24 protein-coding genes are annotated in these 24,924 nt (G+C 38.6%); 2 read left to right on the top strand and 22 right to left on the bottom strand.

All coding sequences use genetic code 11. The features are described 5' to 3' along the window. Positions 1–60: 60 nt before the first annotated feature. From adhP to I5435_RS11640, 15 genes are all read right to left on the bottom strand, one after another. Positions 61–1,077: an alcohol dehydrogenase AdhP gene (adhP, locus tag I5435_RS11710; RefSeq protein WP_337982284.1), complete on the bottom strand. Its 1,017-nt coding sequence runs from the start codon at positions 1,075–1,077 to the stop codon at positions 61–63. 313 nt (positions 1,078–1,390) lie between these two features. Continuing rightward, a complete protein-coding gene (locus I5435_RS11705) occupies positions 1,391–1,903 on the bottom strand; it encodes a DinB family protein (protein WP_025219498.1) in 513 nt (170 codons plus the stop codon). A gap of 137 nt (positions 1,904–2,040) precedes the next feature. Further along, positions 2,041–2,790 (bottom strand): glycosyltransferase, encoded by a 750-nt coding sequence (locus tag I5435_RS11700; protein WP_337982283.1) that lies wholly within the window; start codon positions 2,788–2,790, stop codon positions 2,041–2,043. Between the two features lie 250 nt (positions 2,791–3,040). Beyond that, complete coding sequence (locus I5435_RS11695) at positions 3,041–4,183, bottom strand: MFS transporter (protein ID WP_038509638.1); 1,143 nt, start codon at positions 4,181–4,183, stop codon at positions 3,041–3,043. Between the two features lie 285 nt (positions 4,184–4,468). Further along, positions 4,469–5,824 carry an NAD(P)-binding domain-containing protein gene (locus I5435_RS11690; RefSeq protein ID WP_337982282.1) on the bottom strand — a complete coding sequence of 452 codons (1,356 nt, stop codon included), beginning with the start codon at positions 5,822–5,824 and terminating at the stop codon, positions 4,469–4,471. A gap of 143 nt (positions 5,825–5,967) precedes the next feature. Then, positions 5,968–6,249, bottom strand: coding sequence for a Fe-S cluster assembly protein HesB (locus tag I5435_RS11685; protein ID WP_337982281.1), 282 nt, complete (start codon positions 6,247–6,249; stop codon positions 5,968–5,970). Next, positions 6,246–8,015, bottom strand: coding sequence for an arsenical pump-driving ATPase (gene arsA, locus I5435_RS11680; protein WP_337982280.1), 1,770 nt, complete (start codon positions 8,013–8,015; stop codon positions 6,246–6,248). The genes I5435_RS11685 and arsA overlap by 4 nt, the downstream gene beginning before the upstream one ends. A gap of 1 nt (position 8,016) precedes the next feature. Continuing rightward, positions 8,017–8,376, bottom strand: a complete 360-nt coding sequence (gene arsD, locus I5435_RS11675; RefSeq protein ID WP_229389716.1) for an arsenite efflux transporter metallochaperone ArsD — start codon at positions 8,374–8,376, stop codon at positions 8,017–8,019. A gap of 1 nt (position 8,377) precedes the next feature. Beyond that, entirely contained in the window at positions 8,378–8,797 is a 420-nt protein-coding gene (gene arsC / locus I5435_RS11670; protein ID WP_229389717.1) for an arsenate reductase (thioredoxin), read from the bottom strand. A 13-nt stretch (positions 8,798–8,810) separates the two neighbouring features. Next, a complete protein-coding gene (gene arsB / locus I5435_RS11665) occupies positions 8,811–9,869 on the bottom strand; it encodes an ACR3 family arsenite efflux transporter (RefSeq protein ID WP_024361719.1) in 1,059 nt (352 codons plus the stop codon). Then, a complete protein-coding gene (locus tag I5435_RS11660) occupies positions 9,862–10,188 on the bottom strand; it encodes an ArsR/SmtB family transcription factor (RefSeq protein ID WP_024361718.1) in 327 nt (108 codons plus the stop codon). The genes arsB and I5435_RS11660 overlap by 8 nt, the downstream gene beginning before the upstream one ends. Before the next feature lie 345 nt (positions 10,189–10,533). Continuing rightward, positions 10,534–11,964 (bottom strand): MocR-like pyridoxine biosynthesis transcription factor PdxR, encoded by a 1,431-nt coding sequence (gene pdxR, locus I5435_RS11655; RefSeq protein WP_337982279.1) that lies wholly within the window; start codon positions 11,962–11,964, stop codon positions 10,534–10,536. 99 nt (positions 11,965–12,063) lie between these two features. Next, positions 12,064–13,356, bottom strand: coding sequence for a glutamate-1-semialdehyde 2,1-aminomutase (gene hemL / locus I5435_RS11650; protein ID WP_337983866.1), 1,293 nt, complete (start codon positions 13,354–13,356; stop codon positions 12,064–12,066). Positions 13,357–13,537: 181 nt separating this feature from the next. After that, complete coding sequence (locus tag I5435_RS11645) at positions 13,538–14,755, bottom strand: benzoate/H(+) symporter BenE family transporter (protein WP_337982278.1); 1,218 nt, start codon at positions 14,753–14,755, stop codon at positions 13,538–13,540. A 481-nt stretch (positions 14,756–15,236) separates the two neighbouring features. Further along, entirely contained in the window at positions 15,237–15,761 is a 525-nt protein-coding gene (locus I5435_RS11640; RefSeq protein ID WP_038509643.1) for a pyridoxamine 5'-phosphate oxidase family protein, read from the bottom strand. Between the two features lie 326 nt (positions 15,762–16,087). On the opposite strand from I5435_RS11640, the gene I5435_RS11635 reads away from it, so the two are divergent. Next, positions 16,088–16,849: a methyltransferase domain-containing protein gene (locus I5435_RS11635; protein WP_337982277.1), complete on the top strand. Its 762-nt coding sequence runs from the start codon at positions 16,088–16,090 to the stop codon at positions 16,847–16,849. 57 nt (positions 16,850–16,906) lie between these two features. Continuing rightward, complete coding sequence (locus tag I5435_RS11630) at positions 16,907–17,122, top strand: gamma-type small acid-soluble spore protein (protein ID WP_337982276.1); 216 nt, start codon at positions 16,907–16,909, stop codon at positions 17,120–17,122. A 447-nt stretch (positions 17,123–17,569) separates the two neighbouring features. Here the strand turns inward: I5435_RS11630 and I5435_RS11625 are convergent, their stop codons facing one another. The 7 genes from I5435_RS11625 to I5435_RS11595 form a co-directional block, all read right to left on the bottom strand. After that, on the bottom strand, positions 17,570–18,850 hold the full coding sequence (locus I5435_RS11625) for an MFS transporter (RefSeq protein WP_337982275.1): 1,281 nt from the start codon (positions 18,848–18,850) through the stop codon (positions 17,570–17,572). Between the two features lie 70 nt (positions 18,851–18,920). Further along, positions 18,921–20,390, bottom strand: coding sequence for an aldehyde dehydrogenase family protein (locus I5435_RS11620; RefSeq protein ID WP_337983865.1), 1,470 nt, complete (start codon positions 20,388–20,390; stop codon positions 18,921–18,923). A 105-nt stretch (positions 20,391–20,495) separates the two neighbouring features. Then, the gene (locus tag I5435_RS11615; protein WP_337982274.1) at positions 20,496–21,632 is read right to left on the bottom strand and encodes an acyl-CoA dehydrogenase family protein; all 1,137 of its coding nucleotides are present in this window, start codon (positions 21,630–21,632) and stop codon (positions 20,496–20,498) included. 19 nt (positions 21,633–21,651) lie between these two features. Beyond that, positions 21,652–22,848 carry an acyl-CoA dehydrogenase family protein gene (locus tag I5435_RS11610; RefSeq protein WP_108030338.1) on the bottom strand — a complete coding sequence of 399 codons (1,197 nt, stop codon included), beginning with the start codon at positions 22,846–22,848 and terminating at the stop codon, positions 21,652–21,654. A 35-nt stretch (positions 22,849–22,883) separates the two neighbouring features. Further along, positions 22,884–23,297 (bottom strand): Zn-ribbon domain-containing OB-fold protein, encoded by a 414-nt coding sequence (locus I5435_RS11605; protein WP_337982273.1) that lies wholly within the window; start codon positions 23,295–23,297, stop codon positions 22,884–22,886. An 11-nt stretch (positions 23,298–23,308) separates the two neighbouring features. Then, positions 23,309–24,472, bottom strand: coding sequence for a thiolase C-terminal domain-containing protein (locus tag I5435_RS11600; RefSeq protein WP_025219512.1), 1,164 nt, complete (start codon positions 24,470–24,472; stop codon positions 23,309–23,311). Positions 24,473–24,492: 20 nt separating this feature from the next. Next, the gene (locus tag I5435_RS11595) at positions 24,493–24,915 is read right to left on the bottom strand and encodes a MaoC/PaaZ C-terminal domain-containing protein (RefSeq protein WP_024361706.1); all 423 of its coding nucleotides are present in this window, start codon (positions 24,913–24,915) and stop codon (positions 24,493–24,495) included. Positions 24,916–24,924: the final 9 nt, after the last annotated feature.

Raw genomic sequence — 24,924 nt, 5'->3', positions numbered from 1 at the left:
ACCTCCTTTGTAGCGGAAGTGCCTAGTTTAGTTATTTATAAATTAATAGATAACAAGCTATTAATTTGTAAAGTCAATTACCATACGTCCTGTTATTTTACCTTGTTCCATCTCTTCCATAATCTCGTTAATTTCTTCGATTTTTCGCAATGTTACTTTCGGCACTACCTTACCTTCTGCAGCAAATTGGAATGCTTCTTGTAAGTCTTGGCGTGTACCTACTAATGTACCAATCACTTGGATGCCATCCAGTACTAAACGAGGGATATCTAAATCCATTTTATCTACAGGTAAACCAACTGCTACTACTCGTGCGCCTGCTTTTACCACATCAATCGCTTGATTGAACGGCGTTTTAGCTACAGCTGTAACCACAGTTGCATCTAAGCCTTTCCCATTCGTCAGTTCTTTCGCTTTAGCAATTGGGTCTTCATTTAATAAATTGACAATAGCATCTGCCCCTACCTCTTTAGCAAATGCTAGCTTCTCATCATTAATATCGAACGCCACAACGTTTGCACCATAAACATGTTTAGCGTACTGCACAGCTAAGTTGCCGAGACCACCAATACCAAATATCCCAATCCATTGTCCTGGACGGATATTTGACACTTTCACAGCCTTGTAAGTTGTCACACCTGCACAAGTGACAGAAGAAGCGGCGGCTGGATCTAAATTAGCTGGAACCTTAACTGCATAATCAGCTGATACAATCACTTGCTCGGCCATAGCACCATCTACTGTATACCCTGCATTTTTAACATCGCGACAAAGTGTTTCACGACCTGTCGTACAATATTCACAGTGTCCGCAACTCTCATACATCCAAGCAATAGATACTCGGTCACCAACTTTTAGTGACGTAACCCCTTCTGCAACTTCAATCACTTTATCAATACCCTCATGACCTAATACAATCCCTGTAACATCACCGAAATCTGCATTTTTGACATGTAGATCCGTATGACAAACACCACAAAATTCTGTTTGTACTAATGCTTCACCATGTTTTAATGGTCTTAGTTGCTTCTCCTCTACACTTACTTTTTTGTCTTTCGTTACGACTGCTGCTATCATAATTAACATGCCTCCTTATAATGTAAGAAATCATTTTAATTAACAAGCGTGCATGCACTAAAGTGTGAATTCGCTTTCATTTTATAAAGGATTTTAATTGAATTCAATTATTTTTAGGACGATTCATAAAAAATAAGTCTACCCTCATAGAAAAATACTATTATTTTAAATAAATAGAATATTTTTAAAATTAAATAAATCGAAAGCTGTAGGATGATTTTAAAAAAACCTCGCCCAAAAGCCTTTTAATAGTAATCAGCCTACAGAAAATGAAAAAAGAGCTGCATTATGCAACTCTTTCAACTTTACAACCTTACACCAAGTTACGTAATGGGGCTTCTTCATCGGCTGATGGTCCATAAAAGCCTGGCACCGCAATATCAAGAAGGCGTAAGTATACGCCCAGTTGTGCACGGTGGTGAACCATATGACTAATTCCAAAAGTACGTAACGCAAGTGCTCTCGGCTCTTGGCGAATAATATGCTGGCCATGGCGAAGTGTCCATTCATCGCCGAGCGCTTTGTCGTCACATTCGGCAAGCAACTTATCGAGTTTGGAGACGTTGGCGTCAAATTCTTCTAGAATGTCAGATTGTTTTTCTATTGCTTCTCGTCGAAGTGGTACTGTTGAAAGATCCAACTCCGTGTGCTGAATAATTGTGATTTGCCAGTTTAGCAGATTGATTAGATGTGTGGCTAGTCCACCAAGGGTCATTGATTTATCATGTGGTCGCCATGACATATGCTCCTCGGGTAAGCGTTCCAATATGCGACGTGTAGAAGCTAGTTCTTGCGTTACGTCGCCGATGATTAATTGTTTACTCATATCTGTTGCCCCTCTCTTTTAGCTATAAACAAATAATTTCAATAAAAAAAGCGTTAATCCTGCTTCGATTAACGTCTCTGTAAATTTTAATAGATGCTTGACAATTAGAATCTTTATTTTTCCCTCAACTTCATAGATTATCGATCATGATTTTCATAATAGGCTTCATCTGCATAGTGTTTATCTGTTCCTTTCAGATAAGCTAAAATTAATTTCGGACGTTTAAGTAACACCCAGTCTCCGTGTTTATCAAACTTTCGGCTGGAAGTTATCATACCATTTTGAATTGTTCCGTATTTTTTCCCTTTCTTTTTTCCCCACACTTTTAAGCGTTTGGCAAAATCAGCATCTTCCGCCATAAGCATGGCTTCATTAAATCCGTTAATGGACTTAAAATCCTCTTTGTAGCACCAAAAAATCCCCACGGATATGGCACCATATTTAAAAAGTAAAGGTCCTATTAATAACATAGTTGAAACGAAAATCCCTAAAGACATTCTTTCAAATTTCCCTGTAACTCCTCCGCCAATATACTTTCCCGAGCTCAAGTTTTGTACTACCTTTGTAAGCATATGCTCATTCATCTGTGTATCTGCATCTATCGTTACGATGATTTCCCCGCTAGCTCTTTCAACGCCTGTGTTTCTAATTTTAGAAAGGTTTTTATCGTCATTGTTTACTGTAATACAATTATAAGATTTTGCAATTTCTTCCGTTTTGTCTGTACAGCGATTTAGCACAACAATGATTTCAACTTGATTTTGAAATAATTTTGACGCTTTTGAAATGGATTCTAAACATTTTCCAATGTACTTTTCTTCATTATGGGCGGGTATAATAATAGAAATGATTACATCCTCTTGATGCGTATTTGTCGAAGTGTCCATCCAATCTCCTTCACCATTATATTTAATCTATTCATATTAGCTATTACTTAAATATATTCAAATGAAAATGTGAAAATGCCTAACTGACTTATGGTGCTTTAGTTCTTCTTTCATACAATCAAAATAAAACTAGCCTGCAATGTTACGGGGCTAGTTTTATTTTAATCTATTTTACAAATATATGATATATTTTCTATTTATTGTATTAATCCTTTAGGCTTGATTGGACAAAAATTGACCATATATTTATTTAGTTTCTTTGCCATTTAAAGGTTAGTATGGCTACTATCAATGCGATACAGGCAATTGTGCCACCGATTATCGCATTTATTTCAGCAGTATATGCGTCAATGGTTATGCCCCCTATCGTGGAGCCTAATGCCATACCAATATGGGCACTAGAATTATTTAAACTTTGATGGATATCTGATGTAGTCGATGCAGAAGAAACAATATAACTTTGAATCGCAGGTTGTAGTGACCAACTTAGTAAACTCCATAATAATATTGCTCCAACGAACAGCACGACAGAAAATTTTAAGAACGGTATCGCAACAATCGTTAGTGTAAATAAGGATAGTACGGAGAAAATTGTTCGTTTTGCACTAATACGATCAGTAAAATATCCACCTAATAAACTTCCGCATATGGAGAATATACCAATGATTAAATACATTAGGCTAAGAGACTTCTCTGACAAATGTAGCGTTGACTGAAGAAATGGTGTTAAGTATGCATACAAAGTCATATGCCCTGTAAAAAATATGATGGAAATCGAATGAATAAGTAAAATCTTTCGTTCCTTTAACGCCTTTACTTGTGCTTTTAAAGGTAACTTCTTCTTTGGCTCGATTTTCCCCAATGCAAAAAATACAATTAACATAAGCAATAATGTCAAAATAGCAATAAATAGAAATGGAGCCCGCCAACCTAATTCGCTACCTAACCATAAACTAAACGGAACACCAAACACCAGGGAAGCACTAACCCCCATTAATACAAGGCCAATTGCTCTTGCTGTATATGCATCATCGCTTATTTGAGAAGCGATGGTGATACATAATGAAACAAGAAGCGACGCACACATAGCTGATAATATTCTAGCAGCCAAAAGAACAGTATACATATCACTCAACACAATGATCATATTCGAGACAAAGAAAATAAACAAAACAATGAGAAATAATCTTTTGCGCTCCATCTTTGAGGTTAAAGATAATAAAATAGGGCCTGATATGGCAAAACTTAATGAAAACATGGAGATTAACATTCCTACTTTGCCATACGAAATCTTTAAATCTTCCGCAATCAGTGGAAGCAACCCTCCAATTACTAATTCAACTAGACCAACTATAAAGGCAATCGTCGATAATAGGTAAATTCTTTTATCCATCATTTCACTCCTCTAAAAAAATACAAAAAGCAGCGCCTCCAATTTAGGAGGCGCTGCATTAAAACATTTTCTTTGTCAATTCGCTAACATGACATCCAAAGTCATGTCGCCTTATTCAATTAAAAATTTCTTAAACAAAAATACCATTTTGCATTATTGGTTGTCAATTATATTTATGCCATTATTTTTCGTCAACATAGGACTCCGAAGACGGTTCCAGCAACTTGCGCAATAGGAATTAATACTAGTGCAAAAGACTGCTAGCTTTCGCTAACAGTCAATTTTTTAACAACACGTATTGGATGGTTGACCAAGTTGAGCACTACATACACCTGTTTCAGGTAACTCTAATTCCACACGTTTTGAAGCTTCTGTATCACCACATAAGTATGCCGTTATGGAACGGACTTGTTCATAACCTGTTGCCATTAAAAATGTTGGTGCGCGACCATAGCTTTTAGCACCGACAATATAGAAGTCTTTTTCTGGTTGTCTCAGTATTTCTTCTCCATGCGCTCTTACTGTTCCACAACTATGCTCATTCGGGTCAATTAAAGGCGCCAATGCTTGCACACTTTCTGTTGCTGCATCGATGGAAAGGCGTAGTTCGCTGTTAATCGTAAAATCAGGTCGATTACCTGCGTTAACAATTAGCTCTTCAAATCCTGTTAATACTTTTGTTTCCCCGTTAATAGTACCAATAATTTGGATGTTCTCATCTTGACGCAACTGTGAGATATAGAAAGGTGTAACGACCTCAACCTTACCTGTCTCAACTAATTCGTGAATACGTATTCCCAGTGCGCCTCGTGCAGCTAATGCATCTTTTTCCTCACCACCATAGGCTTCTTCTACAGATTTCTTCCGCATTATCCATACTAATTTTGTTGCAGGATTATCTTCTTGTAGTACCGCAAGTGTCAATAAGGTATTAATCGCTGAATGGCCACCACCAATAACAGCAATCTTCTTATTTGCATATCTCTTAGCATTTGAATTTATATCAGGAATACCATACTCAATGTGATTTGCTAGGGCTTTTTCATTTTGTAGCCACACACCTGTAGTATTCGCCGGATTTGGATTTCCCCATGTACCAGTTGCATCAATAACAGCTCTTGCCGCAATGATATGAATGTCATTCTCTCGTTCAACATAAATAGTAAAGGGTTGTTCTAGTCGATTTTTCGTCTTCATCTTATCATTAAATTGTCGTGAAATACCCACTACTTTTGCATTTAATTGAATGTTAGGCTTTATTTGTACTAACTCAGCCAAAGGTTTTAAATAGAGATCAATTAATTCATTTCCTGTTGGTAACGTATCTAAATTAGGTTCAACCCAATCGGAGGTTTCTAATAATGCTTTAGCAGCTTTATTGATGTTATAACGCCATGGAGAAAATAACGTCACATGCCCCCAACTACGCATATTGTGTGCTATTTCATGCCCTGCCTCTAGTACAATAAAGGCTTGTTTTTGTGCCACTAAATGAGCAGCAGCAGCTAAACCAATTGGACCTGCGCCAATTATTACGACGGGTAAATTTTTATTGGCATTAGGATTAATCTGTTGAATTTCAATGCTCTTTGCAGGGGTGCAACAAGATGTATTTTGTTTCATTACATTTAGCGTGTTCATCTTACTTCTCCTTTTTAGTCATTTACATAAGTAATTACTTATATAAAAGATATTTTTTACGTCTAGCAGTTAGCTAGACGTAATATAGTTATGCTTTGTAACATAAGCAAACTTTTGTAGCCTCTATTCCTGTCGGCTTTTAATTAGCAAGAGGTCGGAGAATATCCTTCCAATACTAAACCAAGATCACCATTCTCTTCTTCGGCATGGATTGTTACATCTGTCAATTGTGGTGCAATATCAGGATGGATTGCGACTTGGATACCTTCGATTGTTTGAATAGTATCTTCTGCTGTTGGTGCTTCTAAGCCTACACCTAAATTAACCCCACAGCAGCCTGCAATACCAAAGAAACGAAGTGTTTTAACCTCCGAATCAGCTATTACCTGTTCTAAATAATGTTTGCCTTCAGGACTCATTTTCATTTGATTTTCTCTCCTTTTAGTTCATGTAAGCCTTTTGTTCCGATTGGTGGTGTTTTTACCCATGGAATGGCTACGAATTGATTGTTGCTGATGGATTGTACTGCATTCAGCCATTTTGTTTCTGCTTGTTGTTTTTGAATTAATATGGCACTTGTTGTGTGGATTGAAGAAAATGTTTGATTGACAACCCACCAATCAACAGATAATCCAGCACGCTGTAAATCTTCCTGTAAGCGTGTCGCTTCATAAACAGGTGTTGCTTCAGGAAGTGTTACAATAGCAACACTGGTATAAGAAGCATCACGCAACCTTGGTAACAGGTTAGAAACAGCTGGAGGAATATCCCCTTGTGAACGGCTTATTTCGCGATAATAAGCTTCTGTTGCATCTAGTAAAAGTAACGTATGCCCTGTTGGTGCTGTATCAATAACAATGACCTCATCTTGATGATTTTCTACCACATTTGCAAATGCACGAAATACTGCAATTTCCTCGGTACAGGGGGAAGCTAAATCTTCCTTCACAAACGCTAAACCTTCTTCGTTCATTGTTTCACTTGCCTTTGCCAACACTTCAGCTTCATAATTTGCAACTTCTTCTTTCGGATCTATTCGACTTATCGTTAAATTTTTGACTTGTTCGTTTCCAAATGTCCAATTTAAATGCGCAGCAGGGTCTGTTGTAGTTAAATGTACAGGAATACCTTCTTCGGCTAAGCGTAAGGCAATATAAGAAGCAATCGTAGTTTTACCAACCCCACCTTTACCCATTGTAAAAATCAATTTTGGTTTACGTTCTAAATAATCAGCAATCATTTCCTCGACTTCTGGAATCTTAATTTCTTCGTTTGATGCATGTGTATGTGAAATTTCCTGATTAGTCATCCATGCTTGCAAACGTTCCATACTTGATAATGAGTACGGTACAAACGGTAAGTAGAAATGTTCAAATCGATTTAGTTCTTTTGGAATTCTGGCTAATGCATCCGATTGACGTGCAATGAATGCTTCTTCTGTACAATCAGTAGAATTGACATTACGCATATAGCCATTAATTAATAACGTCTGATTTTGAATACCAATTTCATACAACTCGTTAGAAGCACGAGCGGCTTCTTTTAAAGGGTTTTCTTCAGGGCGTGTCACTATCATTAACGTTGTTTGATTCGCATCTTTTAAACGATGAACAGCCTCTTTATAAACTTCACGTTGTGGTTCTAACCCTTTTAAAGGACCTAAACATGAAGTGCCAGTCGTATTTTCATCTAGAAATGTAGACCATGCAGAAGGTAGTTGTAATAAGCGTAATGTATGACCTGTTGGTGCTGTATCAAACACGACAGTGTCAAAATTTCCAATCACTGAAGTATCAGTCAATAGTGTTGCGAATTCATTAAAAGCAGCAATTTCAACTGTACAAGCCCCCGAAAGTTGCTCCTCCATATTTTGAATGACCACATCAGGTAGTTTTCCACGGTACGGACCAACCATTCGTTCTTTGTAATGTTGTGCTGCTTGTTCAGGGTCTAAATTTATCGCAAATAGATTGTTTATGCCTTCAATTTTTGTTGGACTATTCGAAAGCGTTTGACCAAAAATATCTTGTAAGTTAGATGCGGGATCTGTACTAATTAAAAGTACCTTTTTCCCTTTATTTGCAATGGCTATTGATAGGGCACAAGCAACAGACGTTTTCCCAACGCCCCCCTTCCCCGTAAAAAACAAAAATGGGGTGTCAGGGAAATGACTTCTTGTAAAGCGTTCCATTTTACGCATCTCCTTTTAGTGACAAGCGTACTTTTGGCTTTTGTAGTAAGTTTTCTTCTGAAAGCCCTGACCACTGTGAAAATTGCTCATTAGTGGGATATATCCCTTTACAAAGTAACTCCCCATCAACAAACGTTGCAGGCAAGGCATCCATTCCTTGTGCCATTAAAAGTTGATTGATTGCTTCATTTTCTATAAAAGCATTTGGATCGTTCGTGAGATTAAATCTTACAGCTTCAATGTTTGTATTTTTTAAATTATTCATTATAAACGACATACGTAATAATTCTGGGTCTATAGAAGGGCCACATAAGCCTGTTGAACAGCACATGGCTGGCTCATAGATATGAATTTTTTTCAATTTACTTCAGCTCCTCGCCTACAAATTTTTCAATACGTTGACCTATAGCATCGCGTACATTTTGGAAGACAGTCCATTTGTCCTCATCTGTACCTATTGCTTTCGCTGGATCTTCAAATCCCCAATGCTCACGGCGAATATGCGGAGGCGTCATCGGACATTTAGCAGCGGCATCCCCGCATAACGTCACAACTAATGTGGCATTGTTTAATGTCTTAAAATCAATTAAATCAGATGTATGATTTGAAATATCAATCCCTACCTCCTCCATTGCTTTAATGGCATTTGGATTTACGCCATGAGCCTCAATCCCAGCACTTTTCACAGTCCAATTAGTAGGTAACAATTTTTTAGCCCATCCTTCAGCCATTTGACTACGGCATGAGTTCCCTGTACATAAGAAATAAAGTGTGTTAGTCATAAGTGTTTGCTCCTTATAATTTAATCGTTTTAAAGTATTTTTTCTGCCAACGTAAAGCAACCCATACAAGTCCTATGAGAACGGGTACTTCTACAAGGGGGCCTATAACTGCCGCAAATGCTACGCCACTATGAAGACCAAACACACCAACTGCTACCGCAATCGCCAACTCAAAGTTATTACTTGCCGCTGTAAAAGAAAGAGCAGCTGTAACCGGATAAGATGCGCCAGCTTTACGGGAAGAGAAAAATGAAACAGCAAACATCACGACAAAGTAAATAAATAATGGAATAGCAATTCGTACGACATCAAGTGGCAGTTCAACCAATTGCTCACCTTTTAAAGCAAACATCATAACAATCGTGAATAAAAGTGCAATTAAAGTAAGTGGAGAAATTTTCGGTAAGAATTTTTCCTCATACCACTGTTTTCCTTTTGTTTGAATCCCAATCCATCGTGTCAGGAACCCTGCCGCAAATGGGATACCTAAGTAAATAAGTACGCTTTTTGTAATTTCCCACATGGAGATGGAAACATTGAAATTCTCTAAACCAAACCAACCAGGTAATACATTTAAGAAAAAGTATGCAAAAATCGAATACGTTAAGATTTGAAAAATCGAGTTAAAGGCAACTAAGCCAGCTACATATTCGCGGTCCCCACGTGCTAGATCATTCCACACAATGACCATGGCAATACAGCGAGCCAAGCCAATCATAATGAGTCCAGCCATGTACTCTGGATAATCGCGCAAGAAGATGATGGCTAGAAAGAACATTAAGAATGGTCCAAGTAACCAGTTTTGAAAAAGGGATAGTAAAAGCACTTTCCAATCTTTAAACACTCGCCACATTTCCTCATACTTTACTTTCGCTAATGGTGGGTACAACATAACAATTAAACCTATGGCAATCGGTATGGACGTTGTACCAAGAGACATGGACTCTAACGATTCTCCAATATTGGGCATTGTGATACTGAATACGACACCTAGCCCCATGGCAACAAATATCCAAAGAGTAAGGTAACGATCTAAAAAAGACAGCTGTTTCGTTAAAGACTCATTACTCACTATCAGTTCCCCCTACATGGCAGCCATTTGTGCCACAGTTGCACCCAGTTAAAGGCTGAATATGCTCTAAAATTCCCTTCATCAGTGGCGTTTGTTCCTCTACTAAACGATAATGTTTCCAAGTCCCTACTTTTCGTTCTGTAATAATACCTGCCTCCTTTAATTTTCTTAGATGCTGACTAACGGCTGGTTGTGAAATGCCTAGAACCTCTACAAAATCACAAACACATACCTCTCCATTTTTCATACACGCAAGTAATTTCATGCGATTCAAATCTGCTGCTGCCTTTAATTGTTTTTCAATTAGCATATAATCCATTTATTTGCCCTCCTTATATAATCATTTGCTTATATATTATTGTAAATAAAATCACCTTGAGTAAAAGGTGATTTTAACTATATATAACTATATTCTTATATTATGATTTTATGTTTTGAAATGCAACAGTTAAATACATGATATGAAAAAAACTTGCATATCTTCATAAAATCGATTGTTAATGGTGAAAATCAAGAGAGCCAATGTTGGAATGCCTCTCCCTCTTTTCGCATTAGATACTGAAGGCATCGACTTTTATCGTTGGCTATGCCTTTGGCAACGCTATGGTCGCCTAAAAGTTTGCTCCTCATGGGCTTGACGTTAAAACCTAATAGTATTATTCGATTATAAAAGTATCTTGGCAAGGCGGTTAATGCCTTCTTCAATTGCGCTCTCATCCATTTTAGCAAATCCCAGTACCCATCCTTTTCGATTCGTTTCCAAACAATACTTACTAAGTGGATATACACGAATTCCTTTTTCGAGCGCTAGGTTTGTCATAGCCTCTTCATCAAACGATTCTTCAGCTTCAAGAAGCATATGCAAGCCTGTTTCAATGCCACTTAGTTTAAAACGTTCAGCTAGTCCAGTTGCCATGATGGCCTTGGTCATCGCTTCATGTCTACGTCGATAAACATTTCTTGCTCTCCTCATATGACGCATAAAATGACCTTGTTCAATAAAATGACTAAGCGTTAGTTGTTCCATTATCGGCAGATGTCGATAGGTTAGGGCTTGTACTTGAGCAAGCTGACGAATGGCATCCTTTGGCCCAATCACTGCCGAAATGCGTATGCCAGGCGCCACCATTTTGGAAAAACTCATCATATACAATGTATTCTGTGGTTGTTGGCTGAACAAAGTAGGAAGTGGACCTCCACGGTACCTAAATTCACCATCATAATCATCTTCTACTATCCAAAATTGCTCTTGCGCTGACTTTTGGAGCAACTGTTGTCTACGTGGTTCAGACATAATCACACCAACTGCACATTGGTGAGAAGGCGTAACAAAAATAAGCTTGCTTTGCGGATGAATCCGATTTACTTGTATTCCATAGTTATCAACCGGTACGGAAACGACATTCATCCGTCGATATTGCATGGTCGTCCAGGCAGCGGGGAATCCAGGATCTTCAACAGAAACCGTTTCTCCTTCCGTTAACAGTGCTTGCGCAATAAGATCAATGCTATGCTGTGCACCAGAAGTTAAAATGATTTGGTCAATATTTACATGAACACCTCTTTCAAATGTTAAATAACGTTGAATCTGTTCACGGAGCGGAGTAAAACCATATGGGTTGCCATAACCCCAAGTGGTCAAATCTGCTTCGGATGAAGCCTGTAAAAAAGATTGTCTCCAATTTTTTTGGAAATGTTCGTCCAAATAAGGCTCATGAGGACAGAAATCGATTTCTACGTTTCGATTTTCGGCGCCTCCAAACCAACTGTTTAATTCATCAACTGCCGCGTTTAATAAAGGTAATGCTGGCGTAGATGGTCCATAAGGAGTAGTTTCTTCTGCTGAGTTGGCTTTCAATCCCCAATCACTTACCCTTGTTCCCCCACGCCAATTAGTAACGGTATAGCCTCGACTAAATAATTCCTCATAAACAATTTGTATTGTTGAGCGTGAAACGCCGACTAATAAGGCAAGCTCTCGAGATGGAGGAAGTAATTCACCTGGTGGCCATTTTCCTGTTGTTATATGGTGGATAGCCTGATCAAGCAACTGCTGCCATATCGGAATTTTATCTTCTCGGTTTATTTTTAACATTTTCATTCACTTCCAGTTAAATGATGCGAACATTAATACAGTTCATCATCATTATAGTTGTTATGACACACCCATTATTTAAGATGGTTAAAATATTTTCTAAAGAAACGATGACATTCGTTGAAAAGCTACATCTGCAGCATTAATTGTTTCATCAATATCATGTATTGAATGGGCAGTCGATAAAAAGATGCTTTCATATTGCGATGGGGGTAAAAGTATCCCTTGTTTTAGCATTTCGACATAGAAACGCCGAAACATCTCTGAGTCTATTTTGCGTGCATCATCAAAATTTTGTAAAGGATTATCTGTAAAGGACAACCCAATCATTGTTCCAGCTTTAGTTGTCATCAGCGCTATATTCGATTTACGGGCTACTGTTTTTAATCCTTGAATTAGTCTGTCTGATAGTTCTTCAATATAGTTGTAACTATCAGAGGTTAATTTATTTATTGTAGTATATCCGGCTACCATCGCGATTGGATTACCCGATAAAGTGCCAGCTTGATAAATATTCCCTTCCGGTGCAATTAGATTCATAATCTCTTTTTTGCCACCATATGCGCCAACAGGCATCCCGCCACCGATTATCTTCCCTAAGCAAGTTAAGTCAGGTTGAATGTTATAAAGCCCTTGAGCAGAGTGATAATCGATACGAAAACCCGTCATTACCTCATCAAGAATAAATAGCGCCCCATATTTTGTAGTGAACAAACGTATAGCTTGAAGAAATTCGGGGGCAGCAGGTATGCCAGCCATATTACCAGCAAATGGTTCTACAATCACTGCTGCAATTTCTGAACCAAGTGTATCAAATACACTATAAAGTGCTTCAATATCGTTATACGGAACGGATAAAGTGTTTTTTGTGATTTCTAACGGTACACCTGGACAATCTGGAATGCCTAATGTTGCTATGCCTGAACCAGCTTTTACTAATAGATAGTCACTGTGTCCATGATAGTTTCCTTCAAATTTAACAATTATGTTTTTGCCTGTAAAACCTCTAGCTAGCCGAATAGCACTCATTGTTGCCTCTGTACCAGAGTTAACCATTCTAATCTTCTCTATGGAGGGAATCCGAGTAGTGATTAATTGTGCTAGCTTATTTTCTTGCAAAGTGGGCAATCCAAAACTTGTCCCCTTTTTTATTGCTTCGAGTAATGCACTCGCAACATCTTTATCTGCATGTCCATGAATTAATGGTCCCCAAGAAAGGATATAATCTATATACCTATTCCCATCAATATCATATATTTCTGACCCGATTCCATGACTAATAAAAATAGGATCGATTCCAACGGATTTAAATGCTCTTACTGGACTGTTTACACCACCAGGCATTAGTTGTTTTGCTATTTCGAATGCTTCTGTCGATTGCTGTGTATTGATTTTAAAAACCACCTTTCATATTAGAGAAAACTATTAGCTATATGCTCATCTAGAGGATCAATTGATTCGTTTTCTATTTAAACATCTCTGTAACAACTGTCCCCTTTTTTCTACAAACAAGACTCCAATATTTTGCTTTTTAAAACTTGTCACGTTACATGTACTTAGTTTTCACATGAAACTATTTTTGTGGTATCCCATTCATATTTTGTGGTTTTTTAAGAAATGGAACATTAATTAATAAATGTGCTGCTAAACCAGCTACAAGCCCCCAAAATGCCCCTCCTACGCCAAGTAATGTAACATTTGCGGTAGTTGCCAAAAAAGTAATGAGGGCAATTTCGCGTCCGTTCGGATTTGTTAAAGCATTAGCAAGGCTACTACCAATTGTACCGAGCAATGCTAATCCGGCTAATGTGGCAATAAACGTTGCAGGAAGAATTAAAAACAATGCAGCCAATGTTACCCCAAAAATTCCAACAATTATATAAAAAATACCACAGACAATACCTGCAATATAGCGTTTCGTTGAATCTTCATGAGCGTCTTTTCCAGTACAAATTGCGGCTGTAATTGCGGCAATGTTAAACGCATGTGATCCAAATGGTGCTGTTAGGAGCGAACCCAATCCTGTTACAATTAAAATCGGATTCGCACTCGTTTTAAATCCATCATTTCGCAACACTAACATTCCTGGCATATATTGTCCCGTCAAGGTAATAATAAAAAGCGGCAAAGCAACGCCTAATAAGGCATGAAGAGAAAACGCTGGAACAACAAATACTGGAGAAGCAATGGCCAATTCGACATTGCTGAAATCTACCTTGCCCATACTTATCAAATAAATCAATCCAATTACTAAGATACCGACAATTGCATAGCGAGATGTAAATCGTCTTAATAGGATATACGCGGTAAATAGGACAATTACAAGTAAAGGGTCAACTTTCGCACCACCAAAGGCCGAAATACCAAACTGCAATAAAATACCTGCTAAAAGCCCTGAAGCGATGCCTGGTGGAATAAGCTGGACAAAACGTTCGAACATTCCAGATAATCCTAAAATAACAAATGCTACAGCAGATATAATATATGCGCCAATTGCTTCAGGATAAGAAGTGACCGCCAAAGCGGAAACAAGAAATGCCACACCTGGTGTTGACCAAGCTGTAATAATCGGTTCGCGGTATCGATAACTTAACCAAATACCAGTTACTCCCACACCGATGGAAATCGACCATATCCATGAGGCAGTCATTTCAGGACTCAGGCCAGCAACCTTGGCAGCCTGAAACACCAAGATAAAAGTACCTCCATAGTTTACTAACACAGATATAAAAGCAGCTATGGTGGGTGATAGCAAATCACGCAAACGCAGTGAAACGGATGTTGTATTCATACACTTTCCCTACCTTTCATTCCAATAGTGGTCAAACACTTTCTCTCTACTCATAAAAATAGCGTTCATTCTTTAAAACCAAATTTGAAAACTCCAGTGATTCTTACCTGTCAGAATGTCCATTCCATACATCGGGGATTTGCTATTATTTGTGTATCAGACTTTCCAATGCCGTCATTAGGTCTTTTATATGTAATGTTTCAAATAGAGGTAATTGTTCAGTTAGATACTTCATTGCTATGCCCTCTTTTGTTAGTTTTATTAAAATGAACGCTCTTAGCATAACGAATAACGGACTGTAATAAAACATCCAAAAACACCATTTTCACCAGTCCATAAATATTGATCATTCACTACTTCGGATGATTGTATTTAATGAATAGCACGCCTCGTTTTCGTTAAATCAAAAAGACCACTTACCTATGGGATATAGGAAGTGGCGTTTAAATGGATTATTTAATATAGTGTATGAAAGATGTTTTTAACTTTTAAACATTTTCCCTACTTCAATTGGATTTTCTTTCGCGGTCATTTGTTGTGGATCAATCCGATAAACTTGAACTGGACCACCGAAAACGGCTGATCGATATTTGTCCACATGTTGCTCAGATAAAGGACGATTATAATAACCAGGCACATATTTATTTAGCATCTCTTGCAACATATGTGTAGCTTCATCCAAATCTGTGATGGGTTGAGCCTTCCCAAAAACGATAACACTCATATACGCAGTGTCCGTCTTTGCGGGCACTGGATCAGTAATCGTTCCATATTCTTCACATACTGTAAAGCAGACTTCCTGATTTTCATCCATAACTTGATTGCGTCTTCCGCCAGTAGCTCCGTGGAAATACAGCAGCCCATTTGTCCAAACAAAATTAAGTGGAACAACATAAGGCAAATGACCGTCAGCCATTCCCAGATACCCAATTCGAGCTTGCTTCAAAAATATATCAATTTTGTTTTGATCTAATACTTCTCTTACTTTGTAACGTACCTCAACCATTGATATCCCTCCTACTTGTAGTATTATGTAATCTTATCAACGTTTGGATGGAATAAAAACGTCCAAAATTATAGTGATGAAACAATCCAATTTGACGAATGTAGAAGGTCATTGCAACAACTATCCATTGGATAAGGGAATAATAAAAGGCAGAAATCAATGGGGATTTCTGCCTTTCCATATGTTTTTATAGATTTAGTAAAGAAGACATGCCTCTATCTACGTCCTAACAAAAAATGAAATATAAGTCTATTTATTTTAGATAGTGCGTGTGATAATGAGGTTGCGCAAATACTTCATAACGTTGTGATGAATAGAAGGGTAAAATGAAACAGAATATATATGATAACAATACGTTCTTTAGAAAATATCAAGAAATACGAGGACGAGAGCATAATTATAATATTTTATTGGAACAACCCCATTTTTTGACATTACTACCGACACTTAAAAATAAAATCGTATTAGATATCGGATGTGGTGTAGGAGATTTTGCAGCTTATTGTCTTAAGCTCGGTGCAAAATACGTTACAGGAATTGATATTTCTTCCAACATGATTGCGCATGCAAAAAAGCATCATGTTCATGACAATCTATTTTTTGAACAGGTTGCATTTGAAGAGATGACAGTGCCTGCGGAAACCATTGATTTTATAGGAAGTTCTTTAGCTTTTCACTATATTGCAGACTTTCAGTTACTTATAAAAAAGATTAGTACCGCGTTATGTGAAGGTGGAGTGTTGTTATTTTCAATAGAGCATCCGATTGTAAGTGCTAATATGGGAAAAGACAATTGGATAGCCACTGCAGAAGGAAACTTACTCTATTTTGCAATAGATAATTATCAGTTGGAAGGCTTACGTACGCAACATTGGTTAGTTGACAATGTTGTAAAATATCACCGTACACTATCAACTATTGTAAATACACTTATTGAACATGGCTTACAAATCGAAAAAATGGTGGAGCCAATACCAACTAAAGATGCAGTAAGTAATTTACAAAATTTAAACAGAGAATTTCGGCGACCTTCGTTTTTAATTATAAGAGCCAAAAAAACAAATACTCACCAAAATGTAAGTAACTAAAAAATAAAGGATAGATTATCACCTTCTGTACAAACTAATGTCAGGAGGTGATTTTTAATGAACAATCAAAATAAAACTGATGTTAATCAAGTAAAGCAGCAAATTCAACAAGCAGAAGCGAACAAATTACAAGCTTCTGGTTCAGCGAATGCAATGGATGTAGAATTTGGAAATGAAATGGACATAAATCAAATTAAACAACAAATCCAACAAGCAGAAGCAAATAAAAAATTTGCTTCTGGTCGTTTTGCAAACGAAAACAATTTAAAATAATCATCATCTCTTGCCGGCAATCTTTGTTTGCCGGTTTTTCTATTCCCTAACTCTTTTTTAAATGAATAAACGAATTGTTATTACTAGGCTAACACCGCTTCTTGCATTAATTCCAGCAATTTTTTCTACCGAAGTCTATTACGAGTAGGCTACAATTTTCTGTCTTTTCTACATACCTAAATGAGTCAATTCTTTTAAATGTTCGTATTTTAGTGCACACCCCATCTGTCCAGCCGCTGAACAAAGCGCATTTCTTAGTTTGAAAGACGAACTTTAATGAATGTTTATATAAAAATAGTTCGATATTTATTTTTTAGAAAGCTCAAAGTTGCTCCTCTGTAAGAAATACATGCACAATAAAAAGAGAGTTCCCCCCTTGGAACAAAATAAGTAAATTGACTACTTATTTTAAATGGAGAAATCTCTCTTCATTAAAGTTAACCGTAATCAAATACCTTCCATACTTTCTTCTATAGCCACTTCTTCAACAGTTGAGTGCTTTTTCTTTTTCATACCATTTGCTATTAGAATACAAAACATACTTAGTATAAATAAACCTAAAAATATGAACCATGCTACTTTGTAACTTTGTGTAAGATCATAGATAAGACCGGAAACGATAACACCAAGTGAACTCGTTGCTACGAAGAATATTTGGACAACACCGAAAATAGCTCCAAAATCTTTTTTGCCGAATAAATCATCTGTCATAAATGGAGGGCCAATTGTCGCAATAACAATACTGAAACCGTAAGCGATAGCAAATACGAACGCAAAACTCTTCGCGTTTGCCAGCAGCAGTGACACCATCGCGATCGTCATACAACTGCCTACAAAAAGAATGCCTCCGGTTGTTCTAAACTTATCAAAAATAGCACCAAGAATAAGCTTGCCAACGGTATTGGATAAAGATAAAAGCCCGAAAATTGTTCCTGCAAATAGCGCTGGATGGCCAATATCTATTAAATAAGCGGGTATATGCATTTGTACGCCACCTGCAACAAGTGCAAAGCAGATGACACCGAAAATAAATAACCAAAATATGCCCGATCTCTTTGCCTGTGCTAACGTGACACCGGATTGTTCCGTATTTGCCTGTGCGATTTCTACACGATTGGCCCCAAGCGCAATCGTCCCTTTTTCAGCAGGACTTTTCTTTGTGAAAAATAAGATTAATGGCAGTGAGATTACTATAATTAGCACCCCAGCAATAATATAAGTTGTTCTCCAGCCATAATTTGAAATGAGCATAGTTAAAATCGGGCTTAGTGCAGCTGTTCCAATGCCTGAACCTGCAAATGCTAATCCCATAGCTAGCCCTTTTTTCTCATAAAACCAATTCGTTAGCATGATGGAAATAGGAATATTCGAAAATCCAGCAACACATATCCCAATACAAAAGGCAATGACGGCAAAATAAACGGCCGATTGTGCGAGAGAATATAACATAAAGCCGCACCCTGCAAGAATTACGCAGACAGACATGATTAACTTCATATTGCCATTTGCAAGTAGCTTGCCCATAAAGGGAGAAGCGATGGCGACACCTAGACCTCCTACTGATAGAACAATCGAAAACGTTGTCCTCGTTAAGCCTAATTCTGTTGTTACCGGCACAAGAAATAAACTGTGTAGAGAATTGACAATCGAAAATGCCGAAAACATAATCAAGAAGCTCGTTAAAACAATATACCAGCCATAAAATAGCCCGTTATTCCGTTGTGGCATACTCGTCCCCATTTCATTTTTCTTGTTCTACGGATTATATTTTCTTGCCTATTTTTGTGTTGGCTTCCTACTAGCCAATTTGGATATAGCACGTTTTTTCACGTGTAAATTCGCGTACAGAGTCTGTCCCAAAACCGCTCGCTTTTTGACCGCCAAATGGTAATTCTGTACCAACGATTCGATACGTATTGACCCAAACATTGCCTGATTCGATTGCGCGAATCATGCGATGTGCACGATTTAAATCGGATGTCCAAATACCAGCCCCTAATCCGTATTCTGTATCATTTGCAATCGCCAGTGCTTCTTCTTCCGTATCAAATGGGATTACCACGGCAACGGGTCCGAAAATTTCTTCTTGGCATACTTGTAAATTATTACCTTCTACTTTGATTAAGGTCGGTTCAATCCAATAGCCTTCAGCCAATGTATCTTGACCTGGTAATAAGTTAGCACCGCCGAAGCGTCCACCAATCAGGATTTCTCCGCCTTCTTGTTGCCCAAGCTCGATATACGAACAAACTTTTTTATATTGCATCTCATTGGCAACGGGTCCCATAGGTGTTTGGATGTTTAAAGTATCCCCCAACTGAATATGCGTAGCAATTTCCTCTTTCATCAAAGCAATCATTTGATTTAAAACAGAACGTTGAATTAAAATACGAGAACCGCCAACGCACAGTTGCCCTGCATTACCAGTAAAAATCCCATTGACCGTGACACCATTGGCAGCTTTCGCTAAATCTGCATCCTCGAAAACAATATTAGGTGACTTCCCACCCAATTCTAATACCATCGACTTAGGGTTTTGTGCAGTGGACTGCGCAATTGCCTGCGCCGTTCTTCCTGATCCTGTTAAACTCACTTTGTTCACGTTTGGATGTTTTACAAGCGCATCGCCTACTTCCGCACCTGTACCCGAAATAACATTTAAGACGCCTGGTGGTAAGATACTTTGAAGAATTTCACCGTAGCGAAGCGGGGCTGCTGCTGCCAACTCTGATGGTTTAATAATAACCGTGTTTCCACCTGCAAGGGCAGCCGCTGCTTTCACCGTAAATGTCCATAAAGCTGAATTCCAAGGAATAATGCCGACGACAACGCCAAAAGGTTCACGTGTTGTAAACCCTATTGTATTCGGCCCAAGTTGCACGGTTTCACCTTTACTCCCTACATGGATAGCAGCCGCGGCCGCATCATACCACATATTTGCAAGTACTGGAATAAGTCCGTACTTCGTTTCCCGTATTACCCAGCCATTATCTATTGTTTCTAGTTCAGCCAATTCATCTCCATATTGGGCTATGGCATCACCAATACGTCGTAAATAACCCGCTCTTTCACTAGCAGAAAGAGCTGACCAATCTGGCAGGGCTGTTCGTGCGGCATGCACTGTCGCGTCTACATCTTCAACTGTGCTACAAGGAATGGTTGCCCAAACCTTGCCTGTTGCTGGATTATAGCTATCCATTTTATGACCTGAAGATGATGGAATGACTTTCCCATTAATGACATTTTGATAGTCTTTCAAAGTATGCATTGTTTTCAATGTTTTTCCCACCCTTTCAAATACAAGATGACTTACTTTCTATTTGGAAAACGATGCCGTTGCCAACGGTTAAGACGCAAGAAAATCGGTTTGATGCTACCAACCTAATGCGACTGCTGTCTGCTCATAATATTGCTGTGTAGTGCCAAGATAATTTTCATAGAAACGCGCTCTTTTCACATAAAGATGACAATCAATTTCTTCTGTAAAGCCGATGCCACCATGAATTTGAATGCTTTGAGATGCAACTTTTATAAATGCTTCCGTTGCAAATAAGCGAGCACTTGAAACCGCTTCAACTTTATCTTCCGCATCACTTTCAATCGCCCAGTTTGCATAATAAGCTAATGAACGAGCTGTTTCTAAATCCATTTTCATATCGACTAAACGATGTTTAATTGCTTGAAATCTGCCGATTGGTTGATTAAACTGCTCACGAATCGTGGCATATTCAACTGCCGTTTCTACAATTTTTTCTATACTGCCAACAATTGAAGAGCAAAGCGCTGCATTAAACGATAATAAAGCTTCTTGCAACGCGTCCCACCCTTGATGAACAGTGCCCACAATTTGCTGACTTGATACTTGCACATTATGAAACGTCACTTCTGCAAGCAAACGTGTTTCATCCATATTTTTTTGACCTTGCACTTGCAAAGACGCTGCATCACAATCAACAATTACAAGTGATATTCCTTGCTTGTCTTGCCCTTCTGCCGTTCGCACGACAACAAGTAAGCTATTTGCTAGCTCTACATCAGGCACTAACGCTTTCACCCCATTCAACGTAAGAACGTCTCCTTCTAATGTGCCATGAACTTGCACATTAGAAGGCTTGTAGTTACCGCCAGGCTCCAACCATGCCACCGTAAATGTATGGTTGCCACTCGAAATCGCTGATAAATATTTCGCTTTTTGCTGCGCTGTACCGAATTGCTCCAATAATGGTACAACTAAAGCGTTCGTTTCTAAAAATAACCCTGGTAGCAATGCGCGACCCATCTCTTCTAGAATAGGCACTAAATCTAACTGACCTAGCCCCATACCGCCATGCGCTTCAGATACATTGACACTCGTACAGCCAAGCTCAGCTAAGCCAGCATACAGCTTCTGAAATGAGCTAGTGTTGCCTTCTGTAAACTCACGTGCCACTTTTGTTTGACCGACATCATCTAAATATTTGCGTACATAACTTCGAAACATTTCTTGTTCTTGATTTAACGAAAAATCCATATCAGCCACCCCCGCTATTTTATCGACCCATATCCTTTGGTAAACCTAGTATTCTCTCAGCAATGGTATTCTTTTGTATTTCACTTGTGCCCCCACCAATCGTCTGACCAAAAGAGTATAAATAATTGTCCTGCCAATAGGAGCGATCAATCAATGCATGTTCTTTCCATAAGATGCCATGGTGACCTTGCATCGAAATGGCTTGAGCAAACAGTTCTTTCGTCAATTCACTTACAAGCAGCTTATCCATCGAGCTTTCTGCACCAGGATGACCATTTTTTAATTGCTTCGTTAAATTACGATAATAATTTAACAGGGAACCACGAGAACGAGTATACAGATCCACCATTGTTTTTCGAATAAATGGATTTTTGATCAGTGGTTCATTATCATCACTTACGTCTTTCGCTAATGTAACTAAATCATGAAATTGTTGTTCTAACGTAAATACTTGACCACCAATTCCCGTTCTTTCATGCATCAAGAGTGCAATGATAACGTTCCAGCCTTCATCTACTTGACCGATAATTTCGGCATCGTAAGCGACAGCATCATTTAAATACACTTCATTAAAATCTTTTTGACCATCCATTGAAACAATTGGTCGCGTTTCCACTCCTGGCTGATGCATATCTAACAAAAACACCGTAATGCCTTTATGTTTTTTCTCCAATCGGCTCGTTCTTGTAATTAAAAAGCAACGATCTGCCACATGACCGAAACTCGTCCATACCTTTTGTCCATTAATAATCCAACGATCCCCATCTTTTACGGCAGTCGTTTGAATAGCTGCTACATCTGAACCTGCATTTGGCTCTGAATAACCTTGGCACCAAACTTCTTCCCCCGTAATAATCTTTTCAATGTATTTATCTTTTTGTGCTTGTGAACCGATTTGCATTAAAGTCGGTGCAACCATATGGAGTCCCACATAATTAATTAACGGTGGCGCTTTCACCCGTACCATTTCTTGTTGATAAATAATTTCTTCCATCAACGTTGCATTGCGGCCACCGTATTGTTTAGGCCATGCAATCGCTGCCCAACCACCTGCATATAGTTTCTTTTGCCAATCTCGTAAAAATAACTCGTATGCTTTCGATTCTTTATCAAGTTGCACGTCTCCTTGCAACCATCCATCAGGTAAGTTCGCTTCCAACCACGTTCTTAACTCTTGGCGAAATTGTTCTTCCTTTTCCGTAAATGAAAAATCCATCGAATCATCCCTTTCTATGAATATTTAAGATTTACTTAAGCCTGTATCCATTGAGGAAGCGCACGATCTTCCGTAATATCTTGCCATATCATTTTCACAGGCATGCCGATTTCTATTTCCTCTGGTGGACACTCCAGCACATTGCCGATAATCTTTACCTCTTGTAAATGGTCTAACTGTACGACCGCAATAATCGTCGGCAAATCGTCTTGAAAGCCCGGTAAGAAAGGTCTATAGGACACCACATAGGAATAAATAGTTCCTGTAATATGACAACCTTGACTTTCCCAGTTCAGTTCTGTGGACCCGCATTTTGCACAAGCCGGACCTGGCGGGTGGTTATAGGCATGGCATGTTTGACATTTTTGTAGCATTAACTCATGGCGATCCGCCGCATCCCAATATGGTTGATTATCTTGTGTTTTCAGTGGAATTGGTTTTTGATACATGACTTTCCCTCCTAATTTCTTAAAATCATTGCACCTGCAATATCAGGGCCAGACCAACCCGTACAAATACCGATTTCACAATTTTTCACCTGTCGATCTGTTCCTTGATAGTCATGACGAATTTGACGAACAATTTCCAGCACATTGTTCATACCATGTGTATAGCCTTCTGAAAGCATGCCCCCTGCTGTATTCGTTGGTAGCTTTCCTCCCATTTTTAGGTTGCCACTGGCAACGAAATCACCTACTTCGCCACGTGCTGCAAAGCCATATGCTTCTAACTGCCGTAATACAACCCAACTAAAGCAATCATAAATTGAAGCGACCTGAATATCTTGTGGTGTCACCCCCGCTTTTTTATAAAGAGAAGGCGCTACAAAGTCAGATGCCACTTCATCTAAATTCGTCCAATAATGCGCATGTGATACCGTGCGTCTCGCTTCAATGCCCATAATATAGACAGGCTTTGACTTGCAATCCTTTGCTTTTTCAGCCGATGTGACGATAATCGCATTGGCTTCATCTGATTCTAGGCAAAAATCATGCTTAGAGAATGGGTAGCTTAAAGGTGGTGTCTTTAAATACTCTTCCATCGTAAGTGGTTTACCATAGAAAAAGGCTTTCGGATTCCGTTGTGCGTGCTCATAAAAACTGACACAAACATGTCCTAAATGCTCATGTGTCAGTCCAGTTTGTTGCATATGACGCGTTGCAAATAAACCGAACCATTGCCCTGGTCCACCAGCTCCATACGGAATAAAAAAGCTTCCGCCATCCATCGCACCTTGTAGCATATTGACATCCCAGCCACCTCCTCCCATTCGAACGCCAGAACGGCCATTCATTGAACGGTAAATAAGTACGGTATTGACCTGACCTGTTTCGATTAAGCCAATGGCATCCGCAATTAACATCTCTGTACTACTGCCGCCGCCCATAATATCTTTTACATATTTTGGTCGTACTCCTAAATAGGTTGCTAGTTGATGTGATGTACAAGAATCATTTTCCGAGTAGCTCATAAAACCATCAATTTCTCGCGCTTCTAAACCTGCATCTTTTAATGCAGCTCGGGCAGCATCTAATGCTAAATGTAAAGGTGTTGTACCCGAATTTTTTGAACGTTCACTTTCGCCTACCCCCACAATGGCATAGCGATCTTTAATAGTAGCCATATTGCCAACCTCCTTGTTTCCTATAGTTCAATCAGTTGTAGTGTCGCTTCACCAAACCCTACAATTTTCCCTGGTGCTTTCTCCGCATACAAATCCAAATCAACGAATTGTTTTGCTTGTTCTTGGTAAATTTTTTTGACGATAGCCAAGCAGGTAATTTCATCACCAGGTCTCGTCATCGCACCAAAACGCATTTTAAAATTCGTAAGCGTAGCAGATGTACCAGCAAGTTCCATAACGTATTGACCTAGAAAGCCCATGACAAGCATTCCATGTGCAATCACGCCAGGCATTCCAATACTTTGAGCAAATGCATCATCCGTATGTAAAGGATTAAAATCCCCTGATGCACCCGCATACTTGACAAGCTGAACTTTCGTAACAGCAGGCTTCACAAGTGGTGCCAGCTTTTGCCCTTGTTGTAATTCTTTCAATTGAAGCATGATTTTTCC

The organism is Lysinibacillus sp. C5.1 (assembly GCF_016350185.1).
Classification (GTDB): domain Bacteria; phylum Bacillota; class Bacilli; order Bacillales_A; family Planococcaceae; genus Lysinibacillus; species Lysinibacillus sphaericus.
This window is presented reverse-complemented; position numbering and strand designations above follow the sequence as displayed.

Excerpts from the sequence above, each read along its gene's own strand:
- I5435_RS11690 (WP_337982282.1), bottom strand. The coding sequence starts at position 5,824 with ATGAACACGCTAAATGTAATGAAACAAAATACATCTTGTTGCACCCCT.
- I5435_RS11695 (WP_038509638.1), bottom strand. The coding sequence starts at position 4,183 with ATGGATAAAAGAATTTACCTATTATCGACGATTGCCTTTATAGTTGGT.
- pdxR (WP_337982279.1), bottom strand. The coding sequence starts at position 11,964 with ATGTTAAAAATAAACCGAGAAGATAAAATTCCGATATGGCAGCAGTTG.
- I5435_RS11615 (WP_337982274.1), bottom strand. The coding sequence starts at position 21,632 with ATGGATTTTTCGTTAAATCAAGAACAAGAAATGTTTCGAAGTTATGTA.
- adhP (WP_337982284.1), bottom strand. The coding sequence starts at position 1,077 with ATGATAGCAGCAGTCGTAACGAAAGACAAAAAAGTAAGTGTAGAGGAG.
- arsC (WP_229389717.1), bottom strand. The coding sequence starts at position 8,797 with ATGACTAACACACTTTATTTCTTATGTACAGGGAACTCATGCCGTAGT.
- I5435_RS11610 (WP_108030338.1), bottom strand. The coding sequence starts at position 22,848 with ATGGATTTTTCATTTACGGAAAAGGAAGAACAATTTCGCCAAGAGTTA.
- I5435_RS11645 (WP_337982278.1), bottom strand. The coding sequence starts at position 14,755 with ATGAATACAACATCCGTTTCACTGCGTTTGCGTGATTTGCTATCACCC.
- I5435_RS11605 (WP_337982273.1), bottom strand. The coding sequence starts at position 23,297 with ATGTATCAAAAACCAATTCCACTGAAAACACAAGATAATCAACCATAT.
- I5435_RS11660 (WP_024361718.1), bottom strand. The coding sequence starts at position 10,188 with ATGGATTATATGCTAATTGAAAAACAATTAAAGGCAGCAGCAGATTTG.
- I5435_RS11620 (WP_337983865.1), bottom strand. The coding sequence starts at position 20,390 with ATGCATACTTTGAAAGACTATCAAAATGTCATTAATGGGAAAGTCATT.
- I5435_RS11705 (WP_025219498.1), bottom strand. The coding sequence starts at position 1,903 with ATGAGTAAACAATTAATCATCGGCGACGTAACGCAAGAACTAGCTTCT.
- I5435_RS11625 (WP_337982275.1), bottom strand. The coding sequence starts at position 18,850 with ATGCCACAACGGAATAACGGGCTATTTTATGGCTGGTATATTGTTTTA.
- I5435_RS11635 (WP_337982277.1), top strand. The coding sequence starts at position 16,088 with ATGAAACAGAATATATATGATAACAATACGTTCTTTAGAAAATATCAA.
- arsA (WP_337982280.1), bottom strand. The coding sequence starts at position 8,015 with ATGGAACGCTTTACAAGAAGTCATTTCCCTGACACCCCATTTTTGTTT.
- I5435_RS11595 (WP_024361706.1), bottom strand. The coding sequence starts at position 24,915 with ATGCTTCAATTGAAAGAATTACAACAAGGGCAAAAGCTGGCACCACTT.
- I5435_RS11700 (WP_337982283.1), bottom strand. The coding sequence starts at position 2,790 with ATGGACACTTCGACAAATACGCATCAAGAGGATGTAATCATTTCTATT.
- I5435_RS11640 (WP_038509643.1), bottom strand. The coding sequence starts at position 15,761 with ATGGTTGAGGTACGTTACAAAGTAAGAGAAGTATTAGATCAAAACAAA.
- I5435_RS11685 (WP_337982281.1), bottom strand. The coding sequence starts at position 6,249 with ATGAAAATGAGTCCTGAAGGCAAACATTATTTAGAACAGGTAATAGCT.
- I5435_RS11600 (WP_025219512.1), bottom strand. The coding sequence starts at position 24,472 with ATGGCTACTATTAAAGATCGCTATGCCATTGTGGGGGTAGGCGAAAGT.
- I5435_RS11630 (WP_337982276.1), top strand. The coding sequence starts at position 16,907 with ATGAACAATCAAAATAAAACTGATGTTAATCAAGTAAAGCAGCAAATT.